The following is a 14,547-nucleotide window of genomic DNA, read 5'->3' on the forward strand; positions in this document are numbered from 1 at the left end:
TTTTTCACCCTTATTCTGGAAGTGTGTCATTTGCCGCACGGCGTTTATATACGATCATTGTTAAAATCAATGGCACAGCCACGGCCACTACCATTGCTAAAGCAAATACGCCCCAGAATGGTAATTGAATGGAAAGAATACCCGGTAAACCACCCACGCCGATACTGTTTGCCAACATGCCATTTAAGCCGCAGATTAAGCCTGAGAAGGCAGAACCAATCATTGCACAAAGCATCGGGAAGCGGTATTTCAAGTTGATCCCATACATCGCAGGCTCGGTTACACCAAGATAAGCGGAAATGGTGGCAGGTACGGAAATTTCACGCTCATTGGCTTTTTTGCTCACAATCACAATAGCTAACACAGCAGAAGCTTGCGCGATGTTAGAAAGGGCGATCATCGGCCAAACAGGCGTACCGCCAATGTTTTGGATCATTTGCATATCAATCGCAAGGGTGGTTTGATGAACGCCTGTGATCACCAATGGAGCATAAAGGAAGCCAAATAATGTCGCGCCAATCGGAGCGAAGCTACCGGTTAATCCTGCACGCACCACATAAGCCACACCATTACCAATTTCACGACCAATCGGCCCGATAATAGAATGAGCAAGGAACACCGCGATGATTAATGAGGTGACAGGCACGATCACTAAATTTAATGAGGCAGGCACAATACGGCGTAAACGAGTTTCGATCCAACCTAAAGCAAGACCAGCCAAAATAGATGGAATCACCTGTGCTTGATAGCCCACTTTATCAATGCGGAACCAACCGAAATCCCACATTTCAGGAATTTTGGCGCCGAGATCATAAGAATTCATTAATTGTGGTGAAACGAGCGTTACCCCAAGGACGATCCCCAAAATTGGCGAACCGCGCATTTTTTTCACTGTGGACCAACAAATTCCCACAGGTAAATAGAAGAAAATCGCCTCACCAATTAACCATAGGAAAGAATGGATTGTCGCCCACATCGGGTGGGTTTGCACCAAGGTTTTGCCATCGATCATCGGAATATCGCCAATCACATTGCGGAAACCTAAAATCAAACCACCACTAATTAAGGCTGGGAGAAGTGGAATGAAAATCTCAGCAAAATGCGAGATAAGTTGTTCATACCATTTCATATTTTGGCGTGCAGCCACTTTCGCTTGTTCTTTATTCGCTTCAGAAATTTGCGTTTGTTTTACTAATTCTTGGTAATAAAGATCCACTTCAGGCCCAATCACCACCTGAAATTGCCCCGCATTGGTAAAGCAACCTTTCACCATTGGCAAGGCTTCAATGCCTTTCACATCGGCAATTTCAGGTTGATTTAACACAAAACGCAAACGCGTAATACAATGCGTTGCTGTCGCAATATTCTCTTTCCCACCAATTAACTGGATTAATTGCGTGATATATTGAGGATTAATTTTCTTTGCCATAATTTTTCCTTTCGTCTAAAAAATGTTCGTGCGTATCTTACGCCTTTTTATTTTTCTCTCAGTGGGAACGTTCCCAATCTGTGATCTAAATCACATATTTAGATCAAAAATAGGGCAGTGATAAGATAAAAGGAAAATCAAGCAAAAGTGCGGTGGGAAATTTGGGGATTTTTGTAGGGAATACTTGGGAAAAGTAGATAAAAAATGATAGAATATGCCTTGCTTTTAATTATCTCTGTTGAAAGACATTATCCTGTTCCAAAGGGATTAAGATTGCAATGGGATTATTGCATTATATAAAAAATAAGCTCAATTTAGACTTAAATGAATTTATAAATAGTATTAGTGATTATAAATGATATATTTATTATGATGTTTAAGAGTAGAGGTGAATTATGATTTCTGAAACTGAAAAAGCAAAAAGACGTGAAGCGGTAGAATATGCAAAAGCCAGTGTTGGTTTAGAAGGAATTATTTTATCAAAAGAATTACTTGCTATTGCGGATAAGTATATTCAAGGTTTACTCACAAGAGAAGAATTTACAGAAGAGTATATTACAGCTGTTAGAGCTGGAGTCTAAATGAAAAATAGCTATTCTGAAGAAGAAATAAAGAATAAGTTATCATTTATTCGTTTATCTGAGTTAAGGGAAAATCCGATTAAAGGAAATTTCGATCTTGAACATTTAAAGAAAATAAATGATTATATTTTTCAGGATAGCCCTAATGTAGCTGGTAAATTTAGATCTGAAGTAAAGATTTATAGTGATGAACTGTGGCATAAAAACCGTAACTATCCTAAGTTTGGGGTGATTACGGTTTGTTATAGTTTAATGGATAAAAAGAGCATTAAAGAAGCTGAAAATGTTTTAAGATCCATAAATATTGAGCGTATGAAAGAGCTAAGTCAAAGTGATTTTGCTAAAGAATTAGCTGATATATATAAAAAACTTGACTACTTTCACCCATTTCCTGATGGAAATAGTCGAACACTTAGAGAGTTTACTCGTACATTATCTGAAGAAGTTGGATTTAAGTTAGATTGGAGTAAACATAATCAGCAAGAAATTTATTTAGCTAGAGATTTTGAAGTTAATACAATATCCTTATCAAAAGTATCAGATCAAAATCAAAAGTTTTTCATTGATGATGAAATTGAGGCTATTTTAAAGCACCCCAAATATAAGCCATTAGAAGATATTATCAATGACTCTTTGAGCCCATTAATATGAGGGCAATAGAAAAATTATTGGGTTTATTTCTCGTTTAATAAAGAACAATCTGAAAGACTAAGTAAGAATTTTATGATGTGCTAGTAAATAGTGTAAAAGCCGACGAATTACTAAAGAAAAATAACACCCTATAGCAGGAATTTTTGACTAATGGGATATTTTAGAAAATAGAAAAACTTCAAACACATTTAAAAAACCTAAACCACCCCACAATCAATACAACTCGCCTTAATTTCCCCTTTTTTTAACAAACAAAATAGCTGTTTAACCGCTTGTTTGCCGGCGGTGGTGAAGCCGAGATCCACGCTTAGGGTTTGTGGGAAAAGGAATCGCAATAGTGGGTTGTTGCCGATGCCGGCAACGCTGATATGAGTGATTTGATGTTCTTGCAGCCATTTTACCACGCCGATTGCCAAGGTGTCGGTGGCGCAGACAATGGCGGAAATTTGCGAAAAATCCACCGCACTTGCTAATTGATAAGCACTGTCGTAGCTCAGCTTACCCAGTACAGCATTGGGCGTAAGCTGATGATCTTGGCAAAAGCGAAGATAGGCTTGATGACGCAAATAACCTGTGGTCATATCGCTTTCTTGCACACCCAGATAAGCGATTTTTTGATGACCTTGTTGCAGCAGTTTTTCTAGCAGCAGGGTTACGGCGCGTTGTTCATCATAATAGACGCAAGAAAATTGCGGATAATGGCGTGCGATGACCACTAATTTTTTTTCCCAACCTTGCAAATTTTGTTCTTCTAAATCTGAAAAGGCAAATAAAATGACGCCATCAACACGGCGCTGTTGGAAGAACTTGAGATGTTCCTGCAAGCGGTGCATTTCCATTTGGCTTTCCACAATAATTGGCTCGCAATTTGCTGCGTAGAGTAGGGGCAGCATTGCAGAAAGGGCTTGGTTTTCCGCATTGGAACTTAAGCGCGTAACGATAATGCCAATCATTGGGTTGCCTTGCCCACGCATTGCCCGTGCAGATTGAGAAGGGGTAAAGTTATGGGCTTGAATAATGGCTTGAATTTTCTCGCGCGTTTCGGCACTCACCTTGCTGTCTTGATTTAATACGCGGGAAACCGTGGATTTCCCCACGCCAGCCAAGGCAGCAATATCTTTAATCGTGAGTTTTTTTGCCATTATTCAATCCTGTGAATGGGGTAATATCCTAACTATTTAAGTGCGGTGCTTTTTTGCAAAATTTTCATTTCGTGATGATGAAACTGTTGTACTAAATCCGCCACGTTTTTGCCATCTGGCAAGGTTAAGTTAGGCGCAATATCATACAACGGTACGATCACAAATTCGCGATGTTGCATATCATAATGGGGAACGGTTAAGCGTTCAGACTGAATAATTTCATCGCCGTAAAGCAGAATATCCAAATCTAAGGTGCGTTCGCCCCAACGGCGCAGCCGCACACGCCCTTGTTCTTGCTCAATGCGTTGTAATTGATCGAGCAAATCCAATGGCGCTAATGCCGTGGTTAAGCAAGCGACCGCATTCACATAATCAGGTTGATCCTGTGGCCCGAGTGGCTTGCTTTGATAAAAATGGCTAACTGCCGCCAGTTGCGAATGGGGCAGTTGTTGTAACGCTTGCAGCGCGTTTTCTAGCTGTTGCACTGGGGTGGCCAAATTGCTGCCTAAAGCGATATAAACCTGTTTCATTATGCGGTTGGCTCTTTCTGCGTTTTGCGTTTTCTTGGGCGATAACGTTTTTTCTTTGGCGTTGGGTGAAGTTTTTGATGAGCTTTCACCAAGGCGTTGCGCTGTTCTTCATTACTAAATTGATATTCGTGCCACCAAGTCGCTAACTCAATGGATTCGCCGCCTTCCACTTGTGCGCGCATTGCTAGCAAATCAAAGGCAGCGCGGAATTTCGGGTGTGCCATTACACGCATTGGTGCGTTGCCATTGCGTTTTAGCAGCTGTAATTGCAAGAACCAAATATCACGAATTACCCCCGTATGGCGGCGTGGTGCGGCAAGGCTTGTGGCAAGCTGATCGAGAATTTCATTGCTGGCTAAGGCGTAAGCATCGTGATTATTTAGGCCGCCTTCATTTTTCAGCACTTCCACTTTTTCTCTTAATGGATACCAGAAGAAGCAGGCAAACAAAAAGGCTGGATTAATGCGCAGTTTGTCCGCGATGCGTTCATCTGTTGAAGTGAGCGCAGTTAAAATCATTCGCTCGGCAAAGCTATCTTGTTTTTCCGTGAAATAAGGCATTAGCGTTGGGAAAAGCTGATCAAACAAGCCATATTGACGCAATAAATGATAGGTTTTCACGCCATTGCCTGTTTGCAATAATTTTTGTGCTTCATCATATAAGCGAGCAGGCGGAATATTGCGTAATAGATGCGCCATTTGCTTGATTGGCGCTTCCGTTGGCTTTTCCAAAAACATATCCAATTTTGCCATAAAACGAATGGCGCGCAGCATACGCACGGGATCTTCTTGATAACGAATAACAGGATCGCCAATTAAACGCAATTTACCTGCTTTGATGTCTTCAATGCCGTGGTAGAAATCACGCAAAGTGTTGTCTTGTGGGTTGTAATAAAGGGCATTAACGCTGAAATCACGGCGTTCTGCATCTTGTTCTAGCGTGCCGTACACATTATCACGCAGCAACATTCCTTCATCACTTTGCTTAGATTGGCGTTCATTATTGTGTTCAGAATGGTTGGCGCGGAACGTGGCCACTTCAATAATATCACGTCCAAACATCACGTGTGCCAAGCGGAAACGGCGGCCGATCAAACGGCACTGACGTTGAAAAATTGCTTGAATTTGTTCAGGACGGGCATTGGTGGCAACATCAAAATCTTTCGGTTTTTTATCAAGTAACAAATCACGCAAACAGCCGCCCACCACATAGGCTTCGTAACCGTTACGTTGTAATTTTTGCACCACAGTTAAGGCATTTTTGCTGATCATTCTTGGTTGAATGCCATATTGTGAAGCTTGAATAAGGTGTTTTTGATAGCGATGAGAAGATTTGCCTTGCGCTTTATTTTCTTTCGGCTCGACATATTCTACGAAATGCGCAGCGGGTCTAGCCTTGCTACGGCTGGATTTGGTATTTTTTTTATTTGCTCGTTTAGGCGAAACCTTTTTGGTGTTGGTTTCTTGTGTTGCATTATCTGCTTTTTTCTTAAACAGATTTTTAATTAAGGTTAAAATAGCGAACCCCTTGCTTGAAAAGCGTAAATAAAATTAATGAAAAGTGCGGTCAAAAATCACCGCACTTTTTAATTTAAGCCTGTATTTTAACAGCAAGCTAATTAGCCTACCATTTGTTTTTCACGAATTTCAGATAAGGTTTTGCAATCAATGCAAAGATCAGCTGTTGGACGTGCTTCTAAGCGGCGAATACCAATTTCAATACCGCAAGAATCGCAATAGCCGAAATCACCTGTATCGATTTTTTTCAGTGTATGCTCGATTTTTTTCATTAACTTACGTTCACGATCACGGTTGCGTAACTCTAAGCTAAATTCTTCTTCCTGTGTCGCACGGTCGGCAGGATCAGGGAAGTTTGACGCTTCATCTTGCATATATGCCACGGTGCGAGAGGTTTCTTCTTGAATTTGCGCACGCCACGCTTCAAGAATTTTTCTAAAGTGAAGAATTTGCTCATCATTCATATATTCTTCACCTTCTTTTGGTTGATAAGGTTCCACTCCAGCTAAAGCTAATAAACTTAAAGAGGATTGAGTCATTGGTATCTCCTAATAGTAATTCATCCATTTTAACTTAGTATAACTGACCTTATTATCACCATAGGAATAGCAAAATTCAGCTATATTTTTGACCGCACTTTTGCGTTAAGTTAAGACTTTTCGAGGCAAGCCTAATTCCATTTCAAAATTAGGCGCTTTTTAAAGAGCGGTATAAATATCAGAAGTTTGAGAAATTAGCAAATAAATTTACGCAAGATAAAAAATTTTTACACAATAAATCTCAATTTTGCGATCCAGCTAACAAAATGCGCGCCTGCAAAATGGCGTATGATGCGTAAAACTATAAAAAATGCTAGACAACCTTTGAGTTAGGCGAGTATCTTTTAAGAATCATTTTTTAAATAAAAAGAGGGGGCAAAAATGCAAAATTTTTCATTAATAAAAACAAAAGGTTATATTAATGGTGAATATGTAGAAAATGCAGATGGGAAAACTTTTGCAGTGTTGAATCCGGCAACGCAACAAGAAATTTGCCAAGTGGCAGATTTAGGCGTGGCAGAAACGGAGCAAGCCATTTTTGCGGCGGAACAAGCGCAGAAAAAATGGAAACAGGTGTTACCGAAAGAGCGAGCCAATATTTTAACCCGTTGGTATGAACTGGTGTTACAACATCAAGAAGAGCTTGCGCAAATTATTAGCTTAGAACAAGGTAAGCCCATTACTGAAAGCCGTGGCGAAGTGCTTTATGGGGCGAGTTTTATTCAATGGTTTGCAGAAGAAGCGAAGCGAATTCAAGGGGATATGCTGCCTTCAGATAAAAGCAATCATCGTTTAATGGCGATGAAACAGCCTGTTGGTGTGGTGGCCGCCATTACGCCTTGGAATTTCCCGAATGCGATGATTACGCGAAAAGCCGCACCAGCCTTAGCTGCAGGCTGTGCTGTTGTGTTAAAACCTGCGCCAGAAACGCCATTATCCGCCTTAGCCTTGGCAGAATTGGCAAGCCAAGCAGGATTACCAAAAGGCTTGTTGAATGTGATTCCTACCACACAAGCGGTGGACGTGGGCAAAGTGCTGACAGAAAGTCCAATTATTCGCAAATTGACCTTTACTGGCTCAACCAAAGTGGGCAAATTATTAATGGCACAATCGGCGAGTACGGTGAAGAAATTATCCTTAGAACTAGGGGGCAATGCGCCTGCTTTGGTGTTTGATGATGCAGATTTAGACAGTGCGGTGGAAGGTGTATTTGCCTCTAAATTCCGTAACGCAGGGCAGACCTGTATTTGCACCAATCGTATTTATGTACAAGCAGGAATTTATGAAGCCTTTGTGCAAAAATTCTGTGAAAAAGTACAACAAATTAAACTGGGCGAAGCCAATCAACCAAATGTAACAATGGGGCCTTTAATCCGCCAAAGTGCTGTAGAGAAAGTACAACGTCACATTGATGACGCCCTACAAAAAGGTGCTAAACTGGTGCTTGGTGGTAAACCTGCTGATCTTGGCGGAACATTTTTCCAACCTACCGTTTTAACAGATGTTAATCAGACAATGCTAGTTGCCAAAGAAGAAACCTTTGCGCCTTTAGCACCGATTTTTAAATTTGAAACGGAAGAACAAGCCATCGCAATGGCAAATGACACGGAATTTGGCTTGGCGGCTTATTTCTTCACGCAAAATATTAACCGCATTTGGCGCGTGGCAGAAGCCTTAGAATATGGCATTGTAGGCATTAACGAAGGCTTGGTGACCAACGAATTTGCCCCATTTGGCGGTGTGAAAGAATCTGGCATTGGTCGAGAAGGCTCACACTACGGCATTGATGAATTTTTAGAGCTAAAATATCTTTGTTTAGGCATAAAATAAATAGGCTAAAGATAAAATAAAAAAATAAGGGGCTGTGTTGCCCCTTTTTATTTTAATTATGCCGTTAGATCTTTAATCAAAATTTTAGATCGGCGCTGGTAATTATATTTTTCTCTTTTTTCTACGGGCAGATCTTCCACCTGAGCTAAATAAAATCCACGTTCTTGGAACCAATGTACCGTGCGTGTGGTGAGTACAAATAACCGTTCAATGTGCTGTTCTTTGGCGCGTTTTTGAATGGCTTCCAATAAAATATCGCCACGGGAAGAGTTGCGATAATCTGGGTGAACGGCAACACACGCCATTTCTGCCATTTTTTCTTGCGGATAAATATTGAGCGCTGCACAAGCAATGACCACGCCATCACGATCAATAATGGTGTAGTTGGAAATTTCCATTTCTAGCTGCTCGCGAGAACGTTTGACCAAAATCCCTTGCTGTTCCAATGGATAAATGAGTTCCAACAAGGCAGGAATATCAGCCACATTTGCAAGACGAATGCTTTCTGAACTTTCCATTGAAAGCTGTGTTCCCACGCCATCTCGGGTGAAGAGTTCTTGCAGCAATGAGCCGTCTTCTTCATAACTTAACAAGTGCGAGCGCTTCACACCTGCACGGCATACTTCAATGGCCGCCTGCAAGAAACGAGCTTGTGAGCTGTGATATTTATCTTGCGAAATAAAGCGGCTTAAATATTGCTCCGCATCTTGCGGTAGTAAATCGGCAATGGTTTCTTGCTGATCATTTAAAATCCCTTGCGTATCAGAAAAGGCAATGAGTTTTTCTGCCTTAAGTTTGATTGCCACCTGCGTTGCCACTTCTTCAAAAGGTAAATTAAAGGTTTCTCCCGTTACAGAGGGGGCGATGGGGCCGAGTAGCACTATAGAGCCTTGATCTAATTGTTGCTGAATTTTCTCGCTATCAATACGGCGAATTTTGCCACTGAGCTGATAATCTACGCCGTCATCGACGCCAATGGGTTGCGCCAAAATAAAATTGCTGCTCACCACATTGATTACCGCAGAATGAGGCAGACGCAAAGAAAGGCGCGCAGCAATATCATAATTTAATTTGCCCACCGCTTGTTTCACCACATCAAGGCTGTGAGGATCGGTAATGCGAATATTTTTATGATAAGTTGGCATAATGCCTTGCTGTTCAAGGAGCTGATTAATTTGCAATCTTGCGCCAAACACAATGGCTAATTTAATGCCAAGGCTGTGGAGTAGGCTAATGTCATTGATAATATTGATAAAATTTGGGCTGGCAATGGTATCGCCATCAAGCATAATCACAAAGGTTTTGCCTCTGTGCATATTGACATAGGGGGTGGATTGTCTAAACCACTGTACGAGTTCGGTGCTGCGCATAACTTCCTTTTCTTATAATTATTCATTTAAAGTGAATTTATATTCATTTTAAAAAATATGCAAGGAAAATTTTGCAGAGATAAAAAATGCGGTGAAATTTCACCGCACTTTGTGTTTATGGAGATTAGTTTACTACGTTGAACTGTTCTTTCATTAACGCAGCGAAGTCGGTGTAGCCGCCTACTGGTTTTTCATCAATGAAAATTTGTGGCACAGTTTCAACAGGTTTGCCTACTGAAGCAGATAAATCTGCTTTGCTGATGCCTTCTGCGATAATATCCACATAGCGGTAGTCAAAATCGCTTAAAGTTTCTTTTAATTTGTCAGCAAGCTCTTTTGCACGCACGCAATAAGGGCAACCAGGGCGACCAAAAATAACAACGAACATAATCATTTCCTTCTGTTAGGGCCAAGCACATTGGCTAGATAAAAATGCAAATAGACAAAATGCTTAGCAAGATAAAAAATTGTGCAAATTGTACTGATTATGGCAAAAAGAATAAAGGAGTTTTTTAGCATTGTTGTAATTGGTGTAATATATCAAAATAACTGTTTGAGAGCCTTGTAGCCGAAGTAGGAAAAAATGAAATTATTAATGTTATGCCGTGAGCCGCGCCTTTATAGTTGCCAGCGTTTAAAAGAAGCCGCGGAAAGTTGCGGACATCAAATGGATATTCTCGATCCCAATCGTTTTGTGCTAAAACTCAGCGAAAATGCACCGCACTTTGATTTATATTATCAGCCAAATCGCGAAGCTGAGCCTTATTTATTGCCCGATTATGATGCTGTATTGCCGCGCTTTGGCTCGGCGAGTACACAAATGGGTTGTGCCGTATTGCAACATTTTCAGGCAAAAGGGGTGGCTTGTTTAAATGACGTTGAGCCTTTTCTTAAAGCGCGTGATAAATGGTGGAGCTTGCAGATTTTAGTTCAGCATGGCATTGCCGTTCCTCCTTCTTTACTGGCTGGCAGTGAAACGCGGGCGAAAGAAAGCCTTGAATTGATTGGCTCGCCAACCATTTTAAAAACCTTGAGTGGATCGCAAGGTATTGGCGTGATCTTGGCGGAAAGCCAAAGTAGCGCCAGTAGCATTGTGGAAACCTTAAATCATTCTGGCGTGCCTGTGTTAATGCAGCAGTTTATTAGCGAAGCGCAAGGGGGCGATGTGCGCTGTTTTGTGGTGGGCGGAAAAGTGATCGCCACAATGGAACGCAAAGGGCAAGCAGGCGAGTTTCGCGCCAATATTCACCGTGGAGGAACGGGCGAGCAAGTGTGGCTCAGTGAGCAGGAAAAACAAATTGCCCTTACCGCCACGCAAGCCTTAGGCTTAGATGTGGCGGGGGTGGATCTAATTCGTTCGCATCAAGGCTTGCTGGTGTTAGAAGTCAATGCTAGTCCTGGCTTAGAAATGATCGAAAAAACCAGCGGTTTGGATATTGCGTTGCAAATGATCTTGTATTTGGAGCGAAAAAGCCAAGCCAGATCGAAACATAACGAATAAATTATCACCAAATGTGTTGAAAATTTCCGTTTAAAAAATAAGGGAAATTGCTTAGTTTTTCTTTCTACTCAAGATGAAGTGCTAGATGCTCAGCGTAGCGCGGAAACCCTTTCTCCTTTTTATGAGGTGATTTGGGACGAAAACGAAGGTCATAAATTCAAAAAAATTTCGCAACATTTACAACAAATTAAAGCCTTTAAAGCGGCATAAAATAGGGCGGATTGAAATTATCCGCCATAGCTATATTTGGGATGAATATAATAAAAAAGCTCGCAATTGCGAGCTTTTTGGTTATTTTGTATTAAGTTGGTTATTCATTTTAATTGCAAAGGCTAGACTTGCAACGGCAAGAATAATTAGTCCGATGGTTAATCCCATTTAGTCCTCCTTGTTTTCTGCGAGTTTGCGACAAATTCTTGCACCCCATATAGTGCTGTAGGCACTAATAACGAGAGCAACGAGGTTAATGCCTTTTTGTAATAATGGATCGTTGTTATACAGTATCACAGGTACAGCTAAAATAGCAACCTTTGCGATATCATCGCACGTTTTTGCCCATGCTTCTAATGTTCCTTTCTCATAAGGTTTTTTGAATATGTTAAACATTGGCTATTTTCTCTTCTCTCTTCTCGTGTCGATTGTTATTTATTGTCTAAACCTCTTCCTGTTTTTGTAGGTCAAGCTCAAATTGTGGCGGAAGTTGAGGGTTGATTTCATCTTCATTAAGCTTTTCCACATCGGGGGTTGGCAAGAGCTTTTCATTATCACTATGCGGGCTTTTTTCTTTACCTAATAGCTGTGGCAAGATTTTGCTGTAACTGCCTTTTGGCGATAAGGCACTGCTGATAAACGCACGGTTAAAATCATCGCCAAATTCCTTGTCTAGTACCGTGTCATTTAAAATAAAATAGCCTTTGTTTGGCAAGGCAATGTAGCTTAACACATCTTTAGGCGAGAAATCGGGAAAGATTTTTTGTAGTTCATCTAACCAATTATCTGTATCGCCTTCCACCTTAAGGGATTTCATTTCTTTGATTAAACTAATGGCGAAACTTTTGCCTTCCACGGGTTTGTCAAAGTTGAATGAGAGCATTAAAGGACGTTGATTTTCTTGATAATTTCCCGTTTCTGAATAGAGGCTTAGGGTGTAAATTTGAAATGGCCCCCAGTTGTAATCCGCATTGCCCACCATTTCCCAATCCGCCCAAAGTGCGGTGGAAAATAAGGCAGAAATTAAAAATGCGACAAGTTTTTTTTTCATTCTTCTTCCTGATAAATTGCTTGTGGCGATTATAGCAAGTTTTTTATTTTCGACAGATTTAATTTGTACAAGTTGCCAAATTTCGCACAATTTGCTCAATTTGTTTTAAGCCATTTAAGCGAGTATTGCTTAATCGTTGAGCAATGCCTAGCTCATCAAAATAAGCGGTCAAGTCAAAAGATTGTAATTGTTCTGCGGTTTTGCCGTTAATTTCTTGCAAAATTAGCCAAAGCAAGCCGTTAATAATGCGCGCTTCACTAAAGGCGTTAAACATAAAAGTGCGGTCGTTTTTTTCTTCAAATTTAAACCAAACTTTGGCTTCGCAACCTGAAATAGGCTGCATTTGGGTGAGCGTTTGTTCATCAGGGCGAGAGAGATTTTTTCCGCTTTGAATGATGAAACGGTAGCGATCTTCCCAATTTTTGGCGTTTTTAATTTCTGTTCTCATTGCGTTAATCTAACAAGGCTAAGGCGTTATTCAACGCGTTAAAAAAGTGTTCAATATCTTGCTCATTATTGTAAGGGGCAAGGGAAAGGCGTAATGTACCACGTTGTCCGAGCCTTGCCAAATAAGGTTGAGCGCAATGTTCGCCAGCGCGCAATGCGATGTTTTGTTCTGCCAAAAGGGTAGCGAGATCAGAAAGATCAATATGCTTAAATAAAAAGCTAATAATTGGGCTGTGATCGCCATAAGTAAAAAGCTGGCAAGCAGGATATTGTTGCAAGCGTGTGATGATTTTTTCGCTTAATTGCGTGACATACTGATGTGCGGCATTGTTGTCCCATTTTTCCAGCCATTCTAACACCGCATTAAAACCGATTACACCAGCAATATTCGGCGTGCCAGCTTCAAGCTTATAAGGTAATTCGGCAAATTCTGTTTGCTGTGCGCTGACTTTCTGCACCATTTTGCCACCAAATAATAAGGGCTGAAGTTGATTAAGTGCGGTCAATTTTCCAGCCAAAACACCAAGCCCTGTTGGGCCATAGATTTTGTGTGCAGAAAAGGTGAGAAAATCTACGTCAAGTTGTTGTAAATCAAGGGAAAGATGATTAATCGCTTGTGCCGCATCGGCTAAGATGAATGCGTTACTTTGGCGGCGAATAATCGGGATTAAATCAGCCAACGGCTGCACCACACCCGTTACATTGGACATCATCGTCAAGGCAACAATTTTGCAGTTTTTTTGCACCGCACTTTTTAATGCACGATCATCAATAACGCCGTTAGTCTGCAATGGCAGAACGATCAATTTCGCCCCAGTTTTTTGGCTTAGCTGCTGCCAGCTGACAAAATTGGCGTGGTGTTCTGCTTCGCTGATGATGATTTCATCTTGTGGTGTAAGCTGTGGTAGCAGGCCGTTCGCCACTAAATTAATGGCGTGCGTGGAGCCTGATGTCCAAATAATACTTTGTTCGCTTTCTGCGTTGATCAGCTTTTTTACTCTTGTGCGCGCTTGTTCATAGCTTGTGGTTTGCTGTTCGTCATATTGGCTACGATGTACCGATCCTGCGGATTGATAGAAAGCAACGGTGGCATCAATCAAGGCTTGTGGTTTTAAGCTAGTGGCGGCGCTGTCTAAATAAACGGCAGCGTTAGGTTGTTGAAAATAAGGGAAATTTTTCCGAAATTCAGCGGGGTTAAAAGCCATAGAATGATCCTTTTTCTTTTTGTTGGCGTTTTTGTTTACGCTGTTCGCGTTGCATTTTTCGCCATTGTTCGGGGTAAATCGGTTGCGGATCTTGCCATAAACCGACACGTTGTGCGCGTGCCTGTTGCTGTGCGTGAAAATAGCTTTGATCGCGCGCATAACGCTCATACACCCACACCATTCCTAGTTTTACCATTGCAAGATTGATATTTTGCCCTTGTAGGTTATACACCGTGGCAAGCGTACGTTGATAGCGATCATAGCCTACAATTTGCAGCTGAACCGCTTGCTTATGAATCAGGTTGGCTAAGGTTTGGCGCGATTTATTACCAAAGGGTTGTTTCTTTTCTGGCGCATCAATGCTGTCTAAACGGACTTTGATTTGTTTGTTATTTTCAAGCAAACAGCGAAAGGTATCACCATCAGAAATACCAACCACACGGCAAATTAAGCTACGCTGCGTTGCGGCATTTGCATTAGTGAACGTGCCACTCAGTAAAATAGCAGCTAAAAGGGAATAATTGATTATTTTCATTTTTACTAA

General features: G+C 41.2%; 16 protein-coding genes and 1 pseudogene. 5 read left to right on the forward strand and 12 right to left on the reverse strand.

The genetic code is table 11. From position 1 onward, the window contains the following. Positions 1-10 precede the first annotated feature (10 nt). A complete protein-coding gene (gene treB / locus L5B76_RS00160; protein ID WP_265753784.1) occupies positions 11-1,429 on the reverse strand; it encodes a PTS trehalose transporter subunit IIBC in 1,419 nt (472 codons plus the stop codon). A 395-nt stretch (positions 1,430-1,824) separates the two neighbouring features. On the opposite strand from treB, the gene L5B76_RS00165 reads away from it, so the two are divergent. Both L5B76_RS00165 and L5B76_RS00170 read left to right on the forward strand, forming a co-directional pair. Next, positions 1,825-2,010 (forward strand): antitoxin VbhA family protein, encoded by a 186-nt coding sequence (locus tag L5B76_RS00165; RefSeq protein WP_265753785.1) that lies wholly within the window; start codon positions 1,825-1,827, stop codon positions 2,008-2,010. Continuing rightward, positions 2,011-2,661: a Fic family protein gene (locus L5B76_RS00170; protein WP_265753786.1), complete on the forward strand. Its 651-nt coding sequence runs from the start codon at positions 2,011-2,013 to the stop codon at positions 2,659-2,661. Between the two features lie 197 nt (positions 2,662-2,858). On the opposite strand, the gene treR is transcribed toward L5B76_RS00170, so the two are convergent. The 4 genes from treR to dksA form a co-directional block, all read right to left on the reverse strand. Continuing rightward, the gene (treR, locus tag L5B76_RS00175) at positions 2,859-3,803 is read right to left on the reverse strand and encodes a trehalose operon repressor TreR (RefSeq protein WP_265753787.1); all 945 of its coding nucleotides are present in this window, start codon (positions 3,801-3,803) and stop codon (positions 2,859-2,861) included. Positions 3,804-3,835: 32 nt separating this feature from the next. Next, positions 3,836-4,333 carry a 2-amino-4-hydroxy-6-hydroxymethyldihydropteridine diphosphokinase gene (gene folK, locus L5B76_RS00180; RefSeq protein WP_265753788.1) on the reverse strand — a complete coding sequence of 166 codons (498 nt, stop codon included), beginning with the start codon at positions 4,331-4,333 and terminating at the stop codon, positions 3,836-3,838. Further along, positions 4,333-5,637: a polynucleotide adenylyltransferase PcnB gene (gene pcnB, locus L5B76_RS00185; RefSeq protein WP_442780784.1), complete on the reverse strand. Its 1,305-nt coding sequence runs from the start codon at positions 5,635-5,637 to the stop codon at positions 4,333-4,335. Before pcnB ends, folK begins: the two co-directional genes overlap by 1 nt. Before the next feature lie 314 nt (positions 5,638-5,951). Further along, positions 5,952-6,389 (reverse strand): RNA polymerase-binding protein DksA, encoded by a 438-nt coding sequence (dksA, locus tag L5B76_RS00190; RefSeq protein ID WP_115249521.1) that lies wholly within the window; start codon positions 6,387-6,389, stop codon positions 5,952-5,954. A gap of 381 nt (positions 6,390-6,770) precedes the next feature. On the opposite strand from dksA, the gene L5B76_RS00195 reads away from it, so the two are divergent. Next, a complete protein-coding gene (locus L5B76_RS00195) occupies positions 6,771-8,219 on the forward strand; it encodes an NAD-dependent succinate-semialdehyde dehydrogenase (RefSeq protein WP_265753790.1) in 1,449 nt (482 codons plus the stop codon). Between the two features lie 56 nt (positions 8,220-8,275). Here the strand turns inward: L5B76_RS00195 and argA are convergent, their stop codons facing one another. Further along, the gene (gene argA, locus L5B76_RS00200) at positions 8,276-9,589 is read right to left on the reverse strand and encodes an amino-acid N-acetyltransferase (RefSeq protein ID WP_265753791.1); all 1,314 of its coding nucleotides are present in this window, start codon (positions 9,587-9,589) and stop codon (positions 8,276-8,278) included. Between the two features lie 124 nt (positions 9,590-9,713). Further along, positions 9,714-9,977 (reverse strand): GrxA family glutaredoxin, encoded by a 264-nt coding sequence (locus L5B76_RS00205; protein ID WP_103852784.1) that lies wholly within the window; start codon positions 9,975-9,977, stop codon positions 9,714-9,716. A 195-nt stretch (positions 9,978-10,172) separates the two neighbouring features. Here L5B76_RS00205 and L5B76_RS00210 point away from each other — a divergent pair, with 195 nt between their 5' ends. Both L5B76_RS00210 and L5B76_RS00215 read left to right on the forward strand, forming a co-directional pair. Next, positions 10,173-11,090 (forward strand): ATP-grasp domain-containing protein, encoded by a 918-nt coding sequence (locus tag L5B76_RS00210; protein WP_265753792.1) that lies wholly within the window; start codon positions 10,173-10,175, stop codon positions 11,088-11,090. Beyond that, positions 11,091-11,300 (forward strand): annotated as a pseudogene (locus L5B76_RS00215) (YqiA/YcfP family alpha/beta fold hydrolase); the annotation flags it as partial. It lies immediately after the preceding gene. Positions 11,301-11,468: 168 nt separating this feature from the next. Here the strand turns inward: L5B76_RS00215 and L5B76_RS00220 are convergent. From L5B76_RS00220 to L5B76_RS00240, 5 genes are read right to left on the reverse strand one after another with little or no spacing between them, the layout of a single operon-like run. Further along, positions 11,469-11,696, reverse strand: a complete 228-nt coding sequence (locus L5B76_RS00220) for a hypothetical protein (RefSeq protein ID WP_115249533.1) — start codon at positions 11,694-11,696, stop codon at positions 11,469-11,471. A 46-nt stretch (positions 11,697-11,742) separates the two neighbouring features. Then, positions 11,743-12,351 (reverse strand): hypothetical protein, encoded by a 609-nt coding sequence (locus L5B76_RS00225; protein ID WP_265753793.1) that lies wholly within the window; start codon positions 12,349-12,351, stop codon positions 11,743-11,745. A gap of 58 nt (positions 12,352-12,409) precedes the next feature. Then, positions 12,410-12,799 (reverse strand): SufE family protein, encoded by a 390-nt coding sequence (locus L5B76_RS00230; protein ID WP_265753794.1) that lies wholly within the window; start codon positions 12,797-12,799, stop codon positions 12,410-12,412. Positions 12,800-12,803: 4 nt separating this feature from the next. Next, positions 12,804-14,003 (reverse strand): aminotransferase class V-fold PLP-dependent enzyme, encoded by a 1,200-nt coding sequence (locus L5B76_RS00235; protein ID WP_265753795.1) that lies wholly within the window; start codon positions 14,001-14,003, stop codon positions 12,804-12,806. Beyond that, a complete protein-coding gene (locus tag L5B76_RS00240) occupies positions 13,993-14,538 on the reverse strand; it encodes a thermonuclease family protein (protein WP_265753796.1) in 546 nt (181 codons plus the stop codon). The genes L5B76_RS00235 and L5B76_RS00240 overlap by 11 nt, the downstream gene beginning before the upstream one ends. Positions 14,539-14,547: the final 9 nt, after the last annotated feature.

It is taken from the genome of Avibacterium sp. 21-594 (assembly GCF_026226815.1).
GTDB lineage: Bacteria > Pseudomonadota > Gammaproteobacteria > Enterobacterales > Pasteurellaceae > Avibacterium > Avibacterium avium.